This is a genomic window from Dietzia sp. 2505 (genome assembly GCF_040546785.1).
GTDB lineage: Bacteria > Actinomycetota > Actinomycetes > Mycobacteriales > Mycobacteriaceae > Dietzia.
In genome coordinates this window covers 191592-209103 of sequence record NZ_JBEPON010000002.1, presented here as the reverse complement: position 1 = coordinate 209103, position 17512 = coordinate 191592, and the positions used below count along the sequence as shown (strand labels likewise).

Sequence of the window (17512 nt, the reverse complement as noted above, 5' to 3'; positions counted from 1 at the left end):
GCGTCGTGGCCGACCCGCGCACCTACCGCCCAGCCCCCGGTTCCATCCCCACGGAACCGGGGGTCTACCGGTTCCGCGACGCCCAGGGCCGCGTCATCTACGTGGGCAAGGCCAAGAACCTCCGCAGCCGGGTCGGGTCGTACTTCGCCGACCTCGCCCTGCTCCACCCGCGCACCAGGCAGATGGTCACCGCGGCCGCGGGCGTCCAGTGGACCGTCGTCTCCACCGAGGTGGAGGCGCTCCAACTGGAGTACACGTGGATCAAGAAGTACGACCCCCGTTTCAACGTGCGGTACCGGGATGACAAGACCTACCCGCTCCTGGCGGTGACGGTGGGGGAGGAGTTCCCGCGCGCATTCGTCTACCGGGGTCCGCGACGGGCCGGGACCCGCTACTTCGGTCCCTATTCCCACGCGTGGGCGATCCGGGACACGCTCGACACCCTCCAACGGGTGTTCCCCGTGCGGTCGTGTTCGGCCGGGGTGTTCCGACGGCAGGCCCAGCTGGGCCGCCCCTGCCTGCTCGGCTACATCGACAAGTGCGCCGCCCCGTGTATCGGCCGGGTGACGGCGGACGAGCACCGCGAGATAGTCGACGAGCTCTGCGACTTCCTCGCCGGCCGGACCGACGTCATCATGAAGCGGATCGAGAAGCGGATGCTCGAGGCGTCCGAGGACCTGGACTTCGAGCGCGCGGCCCGGCTGCGGGACGATCTCGGCGCGATGAAGCGGGCCATGGAGAAGCAGGCCGTGGTCCTGGGGGACGGTACCGACGCCGACGTGGTGGGCGTCGAGGCCGACGAGCTGGAGGTCTCCGTCCAGGTCTTCCACGTCCGCAACGGGCGCATCCGGGGCCAGCGCGGATGGGTGGTCGAGCACGCGCACGGGGTGGACGCCGACGGCCGGTTCGACCCGGTGCTCGCGGTCCCCGGTGTCGTCTCGGACTACCTCGCCCAGTTCTACGGAGGGGAGGCCGACCTGGCCGGGGCCGCCGATTCGGGCGCCGATCTCGCCGCGGCCGTGCCACGGGAGGTACTGGTCCCGGCCCTCCCGGAGGACGCGGACGAGCTCGCCGACTGGCTCTCCACCCTGCGCGGATCACGTGTGTCGCTGAGGATCCCGCAGCGCGGCGACAAGCGCTCGCTGGCCGAGACGGTCCGACGCAACGCGGTGGAGGCCCTGACCCAGCACAAACTGCGCCGCAGCGGTGACCTGACCGCGCGGTCGGCCGCGCTGCAGGAGATCCAGGAGACCCTGGAACTCGACACGGCGCCGCTCCGGATCGAGTGCGTGGACATCTCGCACACCCAGGGCACCGACGTCATGGCCTCACTGGTGGTGTTCGAGGACGGGCTGCCCCGCAAGAGCGACTACCGCCTCTACCGGATCCGCGAGGCGGCCGGCGACGGCCACTCCGACGACGTCGCGAGCATCGCGGAGGTGACCCGCCGACGGTTCCGGCGGCACCACGAGGAACCGGCGGTGACCCCGGACGACACCGACGGACCCGTCGACGACCGGGCCGAGCCCGACGACGCGGGGGCGGGCAGGTCCACTCCGACCCGCCGATTCGCCTACCCTCCCCAGCTCTTCGTGGTGGACGGCGGCCGGCCTCAGGTGGAGGCCGCCGCCGAGGTCCTGTCCGAGCTCGGCGTCACCGATGTCCCGGTGATCGGGATCGCGAAGCGACTCGAGGAGATCTGGCTGCCCGGGGAGGAGTACCCGGTCATCTTCCCCCGGCACGGCGAGGGGCTGTTCCTCCTCCAGCGTCTGCGCGACGAGGCACACCGCTTCGCGATCCGCGCGCACCGGGGGGCCAGGTCGAAACGGATGACGACATCGGTCCTCGACGAGGTACCCGGGCTCGGACCCGCGCGCCGGGCCGCACTGCTGGAGACGTTCCCCACCGTGTCCGCTCTCCGGGCGGCCGGGATCGACGACCTATGTGCGGTTCCCGGGATCGGCCCCGGGGTGGCGGCCGCGATCCGGGCCACCCTGGGATCCCAGGACCCGCCGGTGACACCGGCGGCGGACGCGACGCCCGCCGACACACCGGGTCCGGACGGGTCCGGCGCCGACGTGGAAGACTCGGACCGTGCGGTCAGCGATGGCGGAACGAGCGACTCGAGGTGAACCATGGACATGAACGATGAGGGCCGCGAGCTCCTGCTCATCTGCGGGATGTCCGGTGCGGGCAAGGGCACGGCGTCGAAGGTGCTCGAGGAGTTCGGCTGGTACGTCGTGGACAACCTCCCGCTGAAGTTCGTCGGGGAGCTGGTGGATCGCCTCGGCGAGACGGAGGAGGAACCCAGGAGGTTCGCGATCGTCGCGGACGTCCGCAGCCTGGGGTTCGACGAGCACATCGGCGAGCTGCTGGGGCGCTTCGACGGACGCCCGCAGGCGAGGATCCTCTTCCTGGACGCCTCCGACGAAGCCCTGGTCAAGCGCTTCAACAACGTCCGGCGGTCCCACCCTCTGCAGTCGGGTGACGGCCTGATTGACGGTATCCAGCGGGAACGGAAGGTGCTGGAGGGGATCCGCGGCCGCGCCGACGTCGTGGTCGACACCACCGCGCTGAGTGTCCACGACCTCCGGCACCGGCTCGAGTTGCCGTTCGGTGACCTGGGGTTCGACTTCCACCTCACCGTCGAGTCCTTCGGCTTCAAGTACGGGGTACCGGTGGATGTGGACATGCTGCTCGACATGCGGTTCCTGCCCAACCCGCACTGGATCCCGGAACTGCAGGCGCACACCGGCCGCGAGAAGCCTGTCCAGGACTATGTGTTGGCGGACCAGTCGATCGAGGAGTATCTCCGCGCCGCGGAGACGATGATCGGTCTCGCGATGACCGGGTACCGGCGGGAGGGCAAGCGGTACATGACCATCGCGGTCGGGTGCACCGGCGGCAAACACCGGAGCGTGGCGATCTCGGAATCACTGGCCGGGCGGCTCGCCGGCCTCGACTCCGTCGACGTTCACGTCCGGCACCGTGACCTCGGACGAGAGTGATCGCATGACCAGCCAGGCCAGTGTGGGCGGATCGGACCGGATGGGATCACTCGTCGCCCTCGGCGGAGGACACGGGTTGTCGGCGACCCTGCGCGCCGGACGGATGGTGGCCGACCACGTGACCGCGGTGGTGACCGTGGCCGACGACGGCGGTTCCTCCGGGCGTCTCCGGCGGGAACTCGACATCCTGCCGCCCGGAGACCTCCGGATGGCGTTGTGCGCACTCGCGGCCGACGACGACGAGCACGAGCAGCTGACCAGCCTGTTCCAGCACCGCTACGGCGGAACCGGGGCGCTGGCGGGCCATGCCGTGGGAAACCTCGTCTTCGCGGGGTTCTGGGAACTCCTCGGCGATCCCGTCAAGGCGCTCGACGCCGTCGGGTCGATGCTCGGGGTGACCGGGCGCGTCCTTCCCATGTCACCGGTCGCCCTCGACATCGCCGCGGAGGTCGTCGGACTGGAAGCCGACGCCCGGGTCGTACGCACGATCATCGGCCAGGTCGCGGTGGCCACCACCCCCGGCAGCGTGCGTCGGGTGCGCCTCATCCCCGCCGACCCGCCCGTGGCGGAGGGCGTCGTGGAGGCCATCGAGGCCGCGGACATGGTCGTCCTGGGACCGGGATCGTGGTTCACAAGTGTTATCCCGAACGTGCTGGTGCCGGAGATCGCGTCCGCTCTGGCCCGCACGGCCGCGACCCGCGCGCTCGTCCTCAACCTGGCGCCGCAGCACGGGGAGACCGCGGGGTTCTCCGCCGAGCAGCACCTCCACGTCCTACGCCAACACGCGCCGGAGGTCGACGTCGACGTGGTCCTGGTCGACCCGCGGATGCCGCTCAGCGGGACCGAACGCGAGCACCTCGACCGCGCCGCGGCGGGCCTCGGCGCGCGGGTCATGGTGGCGGACATCGCCAGGACGTCACCGGATGGGACGATGAGACCCGTACACGACCCCGCACTGCTCGCCCGGGCGCTCGCCGCAACGGTGACGGCGGGGGCCGAAGAATGACCGGAGAACGAAGGAGCAGGGCGTGTCACTGACCGCACAGGTCAAGTCCGAACTGGTGAGGGTCCCGGTGGGCAACTCCGAGACCAGGAAGGCGGAGATCGCCTCTCTCCTTCGGTTCGCGGGCACCCTCCAGGTCCTCTCGGGACGCCTCGTCATCGAGGCGGAGGTCGATTCGGGCGAGATCGCCGACCGACTGTCCGGGGAGTTGGACTCGTTGTTCTCGGTCCCCTGCGAGATCCACCCGATCGGGGGATCCGGCGGGAAGCCGGCCAGGAAGTTCGTTCTGCGGGTGATCGACCGGGGGGCGGACCTGACCCGCCAGCTCGGCCTGGTCGACAGCGCCGGTCGCACGGTCCGGGGATTGCCCGCCGCGGTGGTCGGCGGATCCGTCGCGGCCGCGGAGGCGTCGTGGCGGGGGGCGTTCCTCGCCCACGGTTCCCTCACCAAACCCGGACGGTCGTCGGCCCTCGAGGTCACCGCCCCGGGCGCCGAGGCGGCGATGGCGCTGGTGGGGGCCGCGCGTCGGCTCGGAGTCACCGCGAAGGCCCGCGAGGTCCGCGGCGGCGACCGGGTGGTGATCCGCGACGGGGAGGCGATCGGGATCCTCCTCGCCCGGATGGGCGCCTCCGCCACCAGGGACATCTGGGAGGAGCGACGGTCCCGCGGGGAGGTCCGGGCGACCGCCAACCGGCTCGCCAACTTCGACGACGCGAATCTCCGCAGATCGGCCCGCGCCGCGGTCGCGGCGGCCGCCCGCGTCCAGCGCGCGCTCGAGATCCTTGCCGAGGACGTCCCGGACCACCTGTTGGCCGCGGGAGAGCTCCGCGTCCAACACCGTCAGTCCTCGCTCGAGGAACTGGGGCAGCTCGCCGACCCACCCATGACCAAGGACGCGGTGGCCGGACGGATCCGCCGGCTGCTGTCCATGGCCGACCGCAAAGCAGCCGATCTGGGCATCCCCGACACCGAGTCCGTCGTGACCGAGGACATGCTCGACGAAGACTGATCCATGCCCTGTGGACCCTGCACAGCCCCCACATGGGGCGGGTAGTCTGGGTCACGTCCCCGGGCACCACCCCGCCCTCAGGGGTTCTTTCTCGCACCACCTATAAGGAGACATCACGTGACCGTGCGCGTAGGCATCAACGGATTCGGACGTATCGGCCGCAACTTCTACCGCGCGGTGGAGGCGCTGAAGGCCGAGGGCAAGACGGATATCGAGATCGTGGCCGTCAACGACCTCACCACGAACGACATGCTCGCTCACCTGCTCAAGTACGACTCGATCCTCGGTCGCCTGGGCAAGGAGGTCACGTTCGACGACTCGTCGATCACCGTCGGTGGGACCAAGATCGGCGCCCTCGCGGTCAAGGAGGGCCCCGCGTCCGTGCCGTGGGGTGACTACGGCGTCGACGTCGTCGTCGAGTCCACCGGCATCTTCACCGACGCCGAGAAAGCCAAGGGCCACCTCGAGGGTGGCGCCAAGAAGGTCATCATCTCGGCGCCGGCCAAGAACGAGGACATCACCATCGTCATGGGGGTCAACGACCACGAGTACGACGGCTCGCAGACGATCATCTCCAACGCCTCCTGCACCACGAACTGCCTCGCGCCGGTCGCCAAGGTCCTCTCCGACGAGTTCGGGATCATCAAGGGCCTCATGACCACGATCCACGCCTACACCCAGGATCAGAACCTCCAGGACGCCCCCCACAGCGACATGCGCCGCGCCCGCGCCGCCGGCATCAACATGGTGCCCACCTCCACCGGTGCGGCCAAGGCGGTCGCGCTGGTCCTGCCCGAGCTCAAGGGCAAGTTCGACGGCTACGCCGTGCGCGTCCCGCTGCCCACCGGCTCGCTCACCGACCTCACGGTCGAGCTCGAGAAAAAGGCCTCCGTCGACGAGGTCAACGCCGCGATCAAGGCCGCCGCCGAGGGCCCCATGAAGGGCATCCTCAAGTACACCGAGGATCCCATCGTCTCCTCCGACATCGTCGGCGACCCGCACTCCTCGATCTTCGATGCGCCGCTGACCAAGGCCATCGACGGCCAGATCAAGATCGCCTCCTGGTACGACAACGAGTGGGGTTACTCCAACCGCCTCGCCGACATCATCGGTCTGGTCGGCAAGTCGCTGTAAGAGCCCTCGGGCCTGACGACCCTGCATCACACCGGGCCCGGTCCGGGAACGCCCAGAGCGTCCCGGCCGGGCCCGAAGTACATCCCCCGTACCGCCGCTTCCGAGCGACACCAGACCACATCATCACCGTCCTCCCGACAGGAGCCCCACCCCATGGCAGTGAGCACTCTGCAGGACCTGCTCGACGCAGGCGTCGAAGGTCGCAAGATCCTCGTCCGCTGCGACCTCAACGTCCCGCTCGACGGATCGACCATCACCGACTCCGGCCGGATCACGGCTTCATTGCCCACCCTCAACGCCCTCCTCGATGCCGGTGCCGCACTGGTGATCACGGCACACCTGGGCCGGCCGAAGGGTGCCGCCGATCCCGCGTTCTCGTTGGCCCCGGTGGCGGAGAAGCTGGGGGACGAGCTGGGCCGATACGTGCAACTGGCGGGCGACGTGGTGGGGCCGGATGCCCGTGAGCGCGCCAACGGACTGACCGACGGCGACGTGCTGTTGGTCGAGAACATCCGGTTCGACCCGCGTGAGACCAGCAAGGATCCCGCCGAGCGAGCCGCTCTGGCCGCCGAGTTGGCGAGCCTCGTGGGGGAGGACGGCGCGTTCGTGTCCAACGGGTTCGGGGTGGTCCACCGCGCCCAGGCCTCGGTTTACGACATCGCCGAGGTGCTGCCCGCCTACGCCGGTGACCTGGTCCAGAGTGAGGTCGAGGTCCTCGCCGGTCTGACCGGGGACGCCGAGCGCCCCTACGCCGTCGTGCTCGGCGGCTCCAAGGTCTCGGACAAGCTCGCCGTGATCGAGGCGCTCGCCCCCAAGGTCGACACCCTGGTCATCGGCGGCGGGATGTGCTTCACCTTCCTCGCCGCACAGGGCCACGGCGTCGGGTCATCGCTCCTGCAGGAGGAGATGATCGCCACCTGTAAGGACCTGCTCGACAAGTTCGGCGACGTGATCACCCTGCCGGTGGACGTCGTGGCGGCCGACGGGTTCGCCGCCGACGCGGCGCACACCACGGTGCCGGCGGACGCGATCCCCGACGGCAGGATGGGGCTCGACATCGGTCCCGAGTCGGTGGCGCTGTTCACCGAGAAGCTGTCCGCCGCCAAGACCGTCTTCTGGAACGGCCCGATGGGAGTGTTCGAGTTCGAGGCGTTCTCGGCCGGTACCCGCGGCGTCGCCGAGGCGATCATCACGGCCACCCGAAACGGCGCGTTCTCCGTGGTGGGCGGCGGCGACTCCGCGGCGGCCGTCCGGACGCTCGGGCTCGGGGAGGAGAACTTCTCGCACATCTCGACCGGCGGCGGAGCCTCACTCGAATACCTCGAGGGCAAGGAACTCCCCGGGGTCACCGCCCTCGAACGCAGCAACTGATCCGCACGCGCCAACCCACAGGAGACGACATGGCACGCACCCCCCTCATCGCCGGGAACTGGAAGATGAACCTCAACCACCTCGAGGCGATCGCACTCGTGCAGAAGGTGGCCTTCGCACTGCCCGAGAAGTACCTCGAGAAGGTGGAGGTGGCGTTCATCCCTCCGTACACCGACATCCGCGGCGTACAGATCGTGATCGAGGGGGACAAGCTCGGCTTCGCCTACGGCGCCCAGGACGTGTCGGTCCACGAGTCCGGTGCGTACACCGGTGAGATCTCGGCGGGGATGCTCGCCAAACTGGGGTGCACCTATGTGGTGGTCGGCCACTCCGAGCGCCGCGAGTACCACTCGGAGACCGACGAGTTGGTGGCCGCCAAGGCCGCGGCGTGCCACAAGCACGGCCTCAGCCCGATCGTCTGCGTGGGGGAGAAGCTCGAGACCCGGGAGGCCGGCGACCACGTCGGCGTCGTCGTGGAGCAGCTCAAGGGGTCCCTCGCGGGACTGGACAGGCACCAGCTGGCCTCCACCGTGATCGCCTACGAGCCCGTGTGGGCCATCGGCACGGGGAAGACCGCGTCCGCGGCGGATGCGCAGGAGGTCTGCGCCGCCATCCGTGGGGCCCTCACCGAGCTGGCCGGCCCCGAGATCGCAGATCAGATGCGGGTCCTGTACGGCGGGAGTGTCAACTCCTCCACCGTCGGCGAGTTGCTCGAGCAGCCCGACGTCGACGGCGGACTCGTGGGCGGGTCCTCGCTCAAACCCGACGAGTTCGCCCAGCTCTCGGCCATCGCCGCCGGCGGTCCGCTGCCCTGAGTCGACTGTCCCGGCGTGACCGCCCCGACACGGGCGGGCGCGCCGGGATTCGCCTCGACGACCTCACCGGGTAGTCTGGACCAGTCGTCCTCCGACCACCCCGACCCGACGTAAGGCCCGATCCGTACATGAAGCTCGCCCTGGACATCTTCCTCGTCGCCACCAGCCTGCTGTTGATGCTGTTCATCCTGCTGCACCGCGGCAAGGGGGGCGGACTGTCCTCACTGTTCGGCGGTGGGGTCCAGTCCAGCCTCTCAGGGTCCAGCGTCGTGGAGCGCAACCTCGACCGCGTGACCGTGGTCGTCGCCATCCTGTGGCTCATCGCCATCGTCGCCGTCGGACTCCTGGTCCGCTTCGGCTGATCGCCTGACTGTCGCGCCGCGCGGCGGGTCGACACGGGGTGCGCTCTTCCGCGGGGAGGAGCGCACCCCGTCGTCGTGGACACCCGGATGGGCGTGGCCGGGAGACGGGGCCCCGGCGGCCCGGCCGGCGGGTCAGCCCAGCGCGGACGCCGCGCCGACGTCGAGGTGATAGGTCGTGGACTCGGTGCCCACGGCGCCGGCGACCGGCCACTCCGTCGGTGAGGCCCCGCCGATTCCCTCCGCGACCGCCTCCGCCTTGCCCTCACCTGCGGCCACCACCAGGATGTGCCGCGAGCGACGCACCGCCGGGAGCGTGAACGTCAGCCGCTCCGGTGGCGGCTTGGGGCAGTCGCGGACCCCTACGACCAGCCGATCCGTCTCGGCGACCGCGGGGGTGTGCGGGAAGACCGAGTCGATGTGGCCCTCCGGTCCCATCCCCAGGATGGTCACGTCGAAGATCGGCTCGTCCCCGGCGGGGATCGTCAATGACTCGAGGAACCGCGCGGCGGCGGAGTCGACATCGTCGTCCTGCCCGGATCTCGCGGGCCAGCGATGCACCGTCGGACGGTCCCCCAGGGAGTCGAGCAGTGCCTCGTCCAGCTGGCCGTCGTTGCGTTCCGGGTGATCGGCGGGAACGAAGCGCTCGTCGCCGAAGAAGATCGTGACCTTCTCCCATTCCACGGTCGAGTCGGCGAGCGCGGCGGCGGTCTTGACCCCCACCGAGCCCCCGGTCAGCGACAGAGTCGCCCGACCCGCGGCGGTGATCCGTTCGGCCAGATGTTCTACCGCCGCCCGGGCGGCCGCGGTGGCGAGCGCGTCGGAGTCGGCGTGGACGTGATGACGGATGTGGGACATCGGTCCTCCTGTGGTGTCGGGTCTCGGTCGTCCGGTACGTGGGCGGCCCCGCTCAGCGGACGGAGGCCGAGGTGTAGATCACGCGATCGTGGTTCGCGAGTGCGTCGGCGTACACGCCGTCGGTGTCCATGCGGCGCAGCTCCTCGGCGAGGCAGTCCGCCACGCTCCGTTTCACCAGCGTGACCCGTGTGGGGGAGTGGCCGGTGATCCGCAGCTCCGCGGAGGTGGGGCTCACCTGCTCGATGACGATCGATCCGGAGGCACGCTCCAGGACGACCATTCGCGGCCCCACCGCGCGGTGGACGTCGATCCCGAGGCGGGAGGCGAGCCACCCACCGGCGAGGTCCACGGACGCGGCCCGTTCGGGGCCGCACACCGTGGCGCCGGTGATCGTCTCGAACGGCGGCCGGTCCAACGTGGCCGCCAGCAGTGAACGCCAGTGCGTGACCCTGGCCCAGGCCAGATCGGTGTCACCGGGGGAGTACCCGGCCGCCCGCTTGGCCAGTGCGTCCGTGGGGTGCCCCTCGGCGTCGGAGTCCACGATCCGGCGACGGGCGAGACGGCCCACCTTGTCCTCGGACAGCAGTGTCGGCGAATGCCTGGGCCACCACACCGCCAGAGGGGTGTCGGGGAGGAGGAGCGGGGTGACCAACGAGGCGGACTGCGACGCCATCGCCCCCGAGGTCCGCAGGACCACGACCTCGGCCGCTCCCGCGTCGCCTCCGACCCGGATCTGACCGTCGAGCCGGTCCGGTCTGGCACGGTTGCCGCGGATCACCACGATCACGCGGCACGGGTGCTCGCGGCTGGCCTCGTTGGCCGCCTCGATCGCGGATTCGCTGCCGCGGACGTGGTCGGTGAGGACGATCAGCGTGAGCACCCGGCCGATGGTGCTCAGCCCCGCGTCCTCGCGGATCTGCACGAGCTTCTTGGAGATCTCGCGGGTCGAGGTGTCGGGCAGGTCGATGATCACGGTCGCCTCCATGCGCGGCCACTGCGGGCCAGGATCTCGTCGGCACCACGAGGGCCCCACGTCCCGGCCTGGTACTGCTCCGGGGTTCCGCCGGCCGACCATTCGTCGAGGACGGGATCGAGCAGCATCCAGCTCAACTCCACCTCGCGCGAGACGGGAAAAAGCGACGGCTCGCCGAGCAGCACGTCCAGGATGAGCCGCTCGTAGGCCTCGGGCGAGGACTCGGTGAACGCCTCGCCGTAGGCGAAGTCCATGTTGACGTCGCGGACCTCCATCGCGGTGCCGGGCACCTTGGACCCGAACCGCAGCGTCACGCCCTCATCCGGTTGGACCCGGATCACCAGGGCGTTCTGCCCCAGTTCCTGGGTCATGGTCGCGTCGAAGGGCAGGTGCGGCGCGCGTCGGAAGACCACCGCGATCTCGGTGACGCGACGGCCCAGCCGCTTGCCGGTGCGCAGGTAGAACGGGACCCCGGCCCAGCGTCGGTTGTGGACCTCGAGGGTGATCGCGGCGTAGGTCTCGGTGGTGGAGGACGGATCGTATCCGTCCTCGTCCTTGAGCCCCACGACCTGCTCGGACCCCTGCCACCCACCGGAGTACTGGCCCCGGGCCGCGGTCTCGGAGATCGGCAGCGCCAGTGAGGTGGACTCGAGGACCTTGGTCTTCTCCGCCCGCAGTGCGGCGGCCGAGAAGTCCGTGGGTTCCTCCATGGCCACCAGGGCCATGAGCTGGATGAGGTGGTTCTGGATGACGTCGCGCGCCGCCCCAATCCCGTCGTAGTATCCGGCGCGGCCACCCAGACCGATGTCCTCGGCCATGGTGATCTGCACGTGGTCCACGTGATTGGCGTTCCACACCGGCTCGAAGAGCTGGTTGGCGAAGCGCAGGGCCAGGATGTTCTGGACGGTCTCCTTGCCCAGGTAGTGGTCGATGCGGAACACCGAGTCCTCGGGGAAGACGGCGCCCACCACCGCGTTGAGCTCGCGGGCACTCGCCAGATCGTGACCGAAGGGCTTCTCGATCACCACGCGGCGCCACGATCCGTCGACCGCCCGGGTGCATCCGGTCCGGTCGAGGTGCCGACAGACCGTGGGGAAGTCGTCCGGGGGGACGGACAGGTAGAACGCGTAGTTGCCGGCCGTGCCCCGTTCGACCTCCAGGGCGGTCAGCTGCTCCGCCAGGTGATCGAAGCCCTCATCGTCGTCGAAGGTCCCGGTGACGAACCGCAGTCCCGCCGCCAGTTGCTCCCAGACGTCCTCCCGGAACGGGGTGCGGCACCGTTCCCGGGCGTGTTCGCGGGCGAACTCGGCGAACTCGGAGTGGGTCCACCGGCGTCGACCGAAGCCGATGAGGGAGAAACCCGGGGGGAGCAGGCCCCGGTTCGCGAGGTCGTAGACGGCGGGGATGAGCTTCTTCTTGGAGAGATCACCGGTGACGCCGAAGATGACGAGCCCGGAGGGGCCGGCGATCCGTGGCAGTCGCCGGTCCCTCGGATCGCGGAGCGGGTTGGCCGACCCCTCCGCGCCGCCGACGGGGTCGCCGACGGCCGATGAGGGCCGACCGTCCGGGTCGATCACGACCCCGAGGGGATCTCGTCGATCCGCGAGGTCACGGTGGCGATGAGGTCGTCCCACGCGCTGACGAACTTGCTCACGCCCTGCTTCTCGAGCAGCGTGAAGACCTCGTCGAGGTCTATCCCCTGCGCACGCAGCGCGTCGAGGGTCTCACGCGAGGCCTCACCGGTGCCCCGCACCGTGTCCCCCTCGAGGACACCGTGGTCCGCGAACGCCTCCATGGTCGCGAAGGGCATGGTGTTGACGGTGCCGTGGGTGACCAGACCGCTCACGTACATGGTGTCGGGGTAGGCGGGGTCCTTGACGCCGGTGGACGCCCAGAGCAGCCGCTGGGGGCGGGCCCCCCGGGCGGCGAGATCGCCGAACCGACCGGCGGTGTCGTAGACCTCGTCGTAGACGTCCTGACACAGCCGCGCGTTGGCCAGTCCCGCCCTGCCACGCAGGTCGGAGTCCGCCGGCAGGCGGGAGTCGATCTCGGAGTCGAGCCGGCTGACGAACACCGAGGCCACCGAATGGATGCGGGAGAGGTCGCGACCGGCCGCCGCGGCTCGCTCCAGGCCCGCCAGGTACGCCTCCGCGACCGCGCGGTACTGGTCGGCCGAGAAGATGAGGGTCACGTTGACGTCGATCCCCCGGCCGATCACCTCCGTGATCGCCGGGAGACCCGCGGACGTGGCCGGGATCTTGATCATGAGATTGGGCCGGTCGACGACCTCGGAGAGTTCCACGGCCTGGGCGACCGTCCCCTCCGTGTCGTCCGCCAGCCGGGGATCGACCTCGAGTGAGACTCGTCCGTCGACACCGTCGGTGGCGTCGAACACGTCGGCCAGGACGGCACAGGCGTCCCGCACGTCCGCGGTGGTGAGCGCGCGGACGACGGAATCGACGTCCCTGTCGGCACGGACGGCCTCGGCGAGCGCGGACTCGTAGGCCGACGAGTCGCCCAGCGCGGCCTGGAAGATCGCGGGGTTGGTGGTGACTCCCACGACCGAGTAGGTGGACATCCGCTCCTCGAGCTCGCCCGAGGTGAGCAGCTGGCGGGACAGGTCGTCGAGCCAGACCGAGACGCCGGCGGCGCTCAGTGCGGCGAGATTGGCGTTGGTCATGATGCCTCCCCGTTGACGGCCGCGAGCGAGTCGCGGGCCGCGGCGACCACGGCGTCGCCGGTGATTCCGAATTCGGTGAACAAGGTCTGGTACGGGGCGGACGCACCGAAGTGCTCCAGCGACACCGCCCGACCCGCGTCGCCGAGGAAGCGGTACCACGGCATCGCGATCCCGGCCTCCACACTCACGCGGGCGCGGACCGACCGGGGCAGGACCGACTCGCGGTACTCCGGGTCCTGCTGGTCGAAGAACTCGACACACGGCATCGACACCACCCGGGTCGGCACGCCCTCGCCCTCGAGGACCTCACGAGCCTCGACTGCCAGGTGGACCTCGGAACCGGTACCCATCAGGATCACCTCGGGGGAGCCGGTCGACGCCTCCGCCAGCACGTAGCCACCGCGCTCGACGCCCTCGCGTGCCGACTCGGCGGTGCCCTCCAGGACAGGGATGTCCTGGCGGGTCAGACACAGCCCCTTGGGACCGTCGAGGGCCATGAGCATCGCGCGCCACGCCGCCGCCGTCTCGTTGGCGTCCGCCGGCCGCAGGAGGGCCAGGCCGGGGATGGCGCGCAGTGCCGCGAGCTGCTCGACCGGCTGGTGGGTGGGGCCGTCCTCACCGAGACCGATCGAGTCGTGCGTCCACACGTAGTAGGCGTTGCTGCCCTGGAGGGCGGCGAGCCGGACGGCCGGACGCATGTACTCGCTGAAGATGAGGAAGGTCCCGCCGTAGGGCCTGGTCGGACCGTGCAGGGCGATCCCGTTGAGGATCGCGCCCATGGCGTGCTCGCGGACGCCGAAGTGCAGGTTGCGCCCGTACGGGGACGCCGTCCACATCCCGGTGGAGATCGATGGGGGGCCGAAGGAGTCGGCGCCCTCGATCTGGGTGTTGTTGGACCCCGCCAGGTCCGCAGATCCACCCCACAGCTCGGGGAGGGTCCCCGCGAGCGCCTGGATGGCCTTGGCGGACGCCTTGCGGGTGGCCACGCCCTTGGGGTCGGCCTCCCACGTCGGCAGATTGGCGTCCCAGCCCTCCGGCAACTGGCCGGAGTAGAGGCGATCGAAGAGGTTCTTCGCCTCGGGATTGGCCTCGGCCCACGCGTGGAACATGTCGCTCCACTGCGCGTGGACGCGGGCGCCACGGTCGCGGGCCGCGCGGGTGTGGGCGATCACCTCGTCGTCGACGGTGAACGGCTCGGTGCCGCCCATGCCGAGCGCCTCCTTGACCGCGTCCACCTCGGCCTGCCCGAGCGCCGAACCGTGCGAGGCCCCGGTGTTCATCTTGGTGGGGGCGGGGTAGGCGATCACCGTGCGCAGGACGATCATCGAGGGCTTGTCCGTGACGGCGCGGGCATCGGCGATCGCACCCTCGATGGCCTCGATGTCCTCACCCCCGTCGACCGTCTGGACGTGCCAGCCGTAGGCCGCGTAGCGGGCGGCCACGTCCTCGGTGAAGGCGATCTGGGTGTCGTCCTCGATCGAGATCTTGTTGTCGTCGTAGACCGCGATGAGGTTCCCGAGCTGCTGGGTCCCCGCCAGCGAGCAGGCTTCGGCGGTCACTCCCTCCTGCACGTCCCCGTCCGAGGCGATGACGTACACGAAGTGGTCGAACGGGCTCTTCCCGGCGGGTGCCTCCGGATCGAACAGGCCCCGCTCGTACCGGGCGGCCATGGCCATTCCCACGGCGGATGCCAGCCCCTGCCCGAGTGGGCCGGTGGTGATCTCCACCCCGTCGGTGTGGTTCCACTCGGGGTGACCCGGGGTCTTGGATCCCCAGGTGCGCAGCGCCTTGAGGTCCTCGAGCTCCAGCCCGAATCCGGCGAGGTAGAGCTGGATGTACTGGGTGAGGGACGAGTGGCCGCAGGACAGGACGAAACGGTCACGCCCCACCCACTTCGGGTCCGACGGGTCATGGCGCATCACCCGCTGGTACAGCGTGTAGGCCAGGGGCGCCAGGCTCATGGCGGTGCCCGGGTGACCGCTACCGCAGTTCTGCACGGCCTCGGCGGCCAGGACACGCGCGGTGTCGACCGCCCGGGTGTCCAGTTCGGTCCAGTCGGACGGGTGGCGGGCGGTGGTGAGCTCGGTGATCTCCGACGCGCTGGTCACTTGTGGTTCTCCCGGGTCGAGGGTGCGGCGCGGATCCGCGCGTATGTCGTGGACCACCTTAGTGGTCACCGGCGCCCGGGGTCGGACGGTCCCCGCCCCCGCTCTTTCGCGGAGCGTGCAGGGGGGACGTAGTATCGGCCGGGTAGTGCGTTGACATCTGCTGCGAGGAGTTCCGGTGCACGATTCCACCCCGACCCGGAGTGGGGGGCCGTCCGTCTCCCCTCCAGAGTCCTCGGGGCGGCCGGCTCCGGCGAGCGGGCGCGCCCGCGTAGTCGACGTCGTCATGTCGTACATCGCTCTCACCAAGCCGCGCGTCATCGAGCTGCTCCTGGTGGCCGCCATCCCCGCGATGCTGCAGGCCGACCGGGGGCAGGTCCACCTCGGTTTAGTGCTGTTGACGCTGGTCGGCGGCTGGCTCGGCGCCGCCAGCGCCAACACTCTCAACATGGTCGTCGACGCCGATATCGACAAGGTCATGAAGCGGACCGAGCGGCGCCCCCTGGCCCGCCACGCAGTGACCCCCCGGGCGGCGCTGATTTTCGGCCTCGGGCTCGGCGCGGCCAGCATGCTGTGGCTGGGACTCCTGGCGCAGAGCTGGCTCGCCGCCCTGTTCATCCTGCTCACGATCTGCTTCTACGTCTTCGTCTACACGATGATCCTCAAGCGCCGCACCGCCCAGAACGTGGTGTGGGGTGGCGCCGCCGGTTGTATGCCCGTGCTCGTCTCGTGGGCGGTCATCACCGACCACCTCCCCGAGGGTCAGTCGAGCAACTGGTGGCAGGCGATCGTCCTGTTCCTCATCATTTTCTTCTGGACTCCGCCCCACACCTGGGCCCTGGCCATGCGGTACAAGGAGGACTACAAGGCCGCCGGGGTACCGATGTTGCCGGTTGTCATGTCGGCGGAGGGCGTCACCCGCCGCATCACCCTCTACACCTGGGCCACGGTCCTGTGCACCTTCGCGCTCATCCCGGCGGCGGGATGGATCTACGCGGCGGGCGCGGTCGGCTTCGGTGTGTGGTTCATCGTCATGGCCCACCGCCTCGAGGCCGGTGTCCGCCGAGGTGTCGAGGTCAAGCCCCTCAAGCTGTTCATCCTGTCGAACAACTACCTGGCAGGGGTGTTCGTGGCCCTGTCGATCGATGCCGTTCTCGGTCTCGAGACCCTGTCCGGGGCGTTCTCCCTGTTCTGATCGGTCATCTGGAGGGGTCGAGCGTGATCGACCCCGTGGTGCCCCGGGACTGCAACGCCCGATGCGCCTGAGCCGCGTCGGTGAGTCCGAAGGTCGACCCGACGTCGAGGACGAGCGACCCGTCGACCAGCCCCTCCATCACCTCGGCCGCACGTTCGCGGTACTCCTCGGCGGTCGCGATGAAGTCGCCGAGCTTGGGCCGGGTCAGGAACACCGATCCGGCGGCGTTGAGCCGCTGCGGGTCCACCGGCGGCACGGGGCCGCTCGCCGCGCCGAACAACACCAGTGTGCCGCGCCGCCCGAGCGAGGCCAGACTGGTGTCGAAGGTGTCCCGCCCGACCCCGTCGAACACCACTTCCACCCCGCCACCGGACAGCTCGCGGATCCTCTCGGGCGTCGCCTCCGGGTAGAGCAGGACGTGATGCGCGCCCAGGTCCCTGCAGATCTGCGCCTTCGACTCGGTCGAGGTGGTGGTGATGACCCGGTATCCACGGGCCACCGCCATCTGGATGAGGAGCTGCCCCACTCCTCCGGCGCCCGCGGTGATCAGTACCGCGTCGCCGCCGTGCGCACGATGGGTGTCGGTGATGAGGTAGTGCGCGGTGAGTCCCTGGAGGAGCATCGACGCGGCGACGCTGTCGGACACCGCGTCGGGGACGGCGACCAGGGCCTCCGCCGGGGCGACCACGTACTGGGCGTAGGAACCGGGCACCTGGCACCATGCCACCCGGTCACCGGTCACGAGGTCGGGCGTGCCCACCCCCACCGCGTCGACGACCCCGGCGCCCTCGCTCCCGGGGATGTACGGCAACGCGGTCTGATAGATGCCCTCCCGGAAGTAGGTGTCGATGTAGTTGACGCCGATGGATGTGGTCCGGACGAGCACTTCCCCGGGACCCGTTGAGGGAGTGCGGACCTCGACCGGCTCGAGGACGTCGGGGCCACCGTGTTCTGAGATCCGGACTGCACGCATGGGCCCAGTATCCGGCACACCCCGCCCCC

The 17512-nt window shown here is 70.1% G+C and carries 15 protein-coding genes; 9 read left to right on the top strand and 6 right to left on the bottom strand.

Annotated features, from left to right (window positions below):
• Positions 1-5: 5 nt before the first annotated feature.
• From uvrC to secG, 8 genes are all read left to right on the top strand, one after another.
• Complete coding sequence (gene uvrC / locus ABIE38_RS04655) at positions 6-2132, top strand: excinuclease ABC subunit UvrC (RefSeq protein WP_354054249.1); 2127 nt, start codon at positions 6-8, stop codon at positions 2130-2132.
• 3 nt (positions 2133-2135) lie between these two features.
• The gene (gene rapZ / locus ABIE38_RS04650) at positions 2136-3008 is read left to right on the top strand and encodes an RNase adapter RapZ (protein ID WP_354054248.1); all 873 of its coding nucleotides are present in this window, start codon (positions 2136-2138) and stop codon (positions 3006-3008) included.
• 4 nt (positions 3009-3012) lie between these two features.
• Positions 3013-4014: a gluconeogenesis factor YvcK family protein gene (locus tag ABIE38_RS04645; RefSeq protein WP_354054247.1), complete on the top strand. Its 1002-nt coding sequence runs from the start codon at positions 3013-3015 to the stop codon at positions 4012-4014.
• 22 nt (positions 4015-4036) lie between these two features.
• The gene (gene whiA / locus ABIE38_RS04640) at positions 4037-5020 is read left to right on the top strand and encodes a DNA-binding protein WhiA (protein WP_179525331.1); all 984 of its coding nucleotides are present in this window, start codon (positions 4037-4039) and stop codon (positions 5018-5020) included.
• 117 nt (positions 5021-5137) lie between these two features.
• Entirely contained in the window at positions 5138-6154 is a 1017-nt protein-coding gene (gene gap / locus ABIE38_RS04635) for a type I glyceraldehyde-3-phosphate dehydrogenase (protein ID WP_354054246.1), read from the top strand.
• A gap of 153 nt (positions 6155-6307) precedes the next feature.
• Positions 6308-7525 carry a phosphoglycerate kinase gene (locus ABIE38_RS04630; protein ID WP_354054245.1) on the top strand — a complete coding sequence of 406 codons (1218 nt, stop codon included), beginning with the start codon at positions 6308-6310 and terminating at the stop codon, positions 7523-7525.
• A 29-nt stretch (positions 7526-7554) separates the two neighbouring features.
• Entirely contained in the window at positions 7555-8340 is a 786-nt protein-coding gene (tpiA, locus tag ABIE38_RS04625; RefSeq protein ID WP_354054244.1) for a triose-phosphate isomerase, read from the top strand.
• Positions 8341-8468: 128 nt separating this feature from the next.
• Positions 8469-8702 carry a preprotein translocase subunit SecG gene (gene secG / locus ABIE38_RS04620; RefSeq protein WP_107747569.1) on the top strand — a complete coding sequence of 78 codons (234 nt, stop codon included), beginning with the start codon at positions 8469-8471 and terminating at the stop codon, positions 8700-8702.
• 132 nt (positions 8703-8834) lie between these two features.
• Here the strand turns inward: secG and pgl are convergent, their stop codons facing one another.
• The 5 genes from pgl to tkt are packed head-to-tail and all read right to left on the bottom strand — an operon-like array spanning position 8835 to position 15318.
• A complete protein-coding gene (gene pgl / locus ABIE38_RS04615; RefSeq protein ID WP_354054243.1) occupies positions 8835-9557 on the bottom strand; it encodes a 6-phosphogluconolactonase in 723 nt (240 codons plus the stop codon).
• Positions 9558-9609: 52 nt separating this feature from the next.
• Positions 9610-10530 carry a glucose-6-phosphate dehydrogenase assembly protein OpcA gene (locus ABIE38_RS04610; protein WP_354054242.1) on the bottom strand — a complete coding sequence of 307 codons (921 nt, stop codon included), beginning with the start codon at positions 10528-10530 and terminating at the stop codon, positions 9610-9612.
• Positions 10527-12107 carry a glucose-6-phosphate dehydrogenase gene (gene zwf / locus ABIE38_RS04605; RefSeq protein ID WP_502914713.1) on the bottom strand — a complete coding sequence of 527 codons (1581 nt, stop codon included), beginning with the start codon at positions 12105-12107 and terminating at the stop codon, positions 10527-10529. The genes ABIE38_RS04610 and zwf overlap by 4 nt, the downstream gene beginning before the upstream one ends.
• Complete coding sequence (gene tal / locus ABIE38_RS04600) at positions 12104-13210, bottom strand: transaldolase (protein ID WP_354054241.1); 1107 nt, start codon at positions 13208-13210, stop codon at positions 12104-12106. Before tal ends, zwf begins: the two co-directional genes overlap by 4 nt.
• The gene (tkt, locus tag ABIE38_RS04595; RefSeq protein ID WP_354054240.1) at positions 13207-15318 is read right to left on the bottom strand and encodes a transketolase; all 2112 of its coding nucleotides are present in this window, start codon (positions 15316-15318) and stop codon (positions 13207-13209) included. Before tkt ends, tal begins: the two co-directional genes overlap by 4 nt.
• A 160-nt stretch (positions 15319-15478) precedes the next feature.
• On the opposite strand from tkt, the gene ABIE38_RS04590 reads away from it, so the two are divergent.
• Positions 15479-16510: a heme o synthase gene (locus ABIE38_RS04590; RefSeq protein WP_502914731.1), complete on the top strand. Its 1032-nt coding sequence runs from the start codon at positions 15479-15481 to the stop codon at positions 16508-16510.
• Positions 16511-16514: 4 nt separating this feature from the next.
• Here the strand turns inward: ABIE38_RS04590 and ABIE38_RS04585 are convergent, their stop codons facing one another.
• The gene (locus tag ABIE38_RS04585; RefSeq protein ID WP_354054238.1) at positions 16515-17483 is read right to left on the bottom strand and encodes a quinone oxidoreductase family protein; all 969 of its coding nucleotides are present in this window, start codon (positions 17481-17483) and stop codon (positions 16515-16517) included.
• Positions 17484-17512 lie beyond the last annotated feature (29 nt).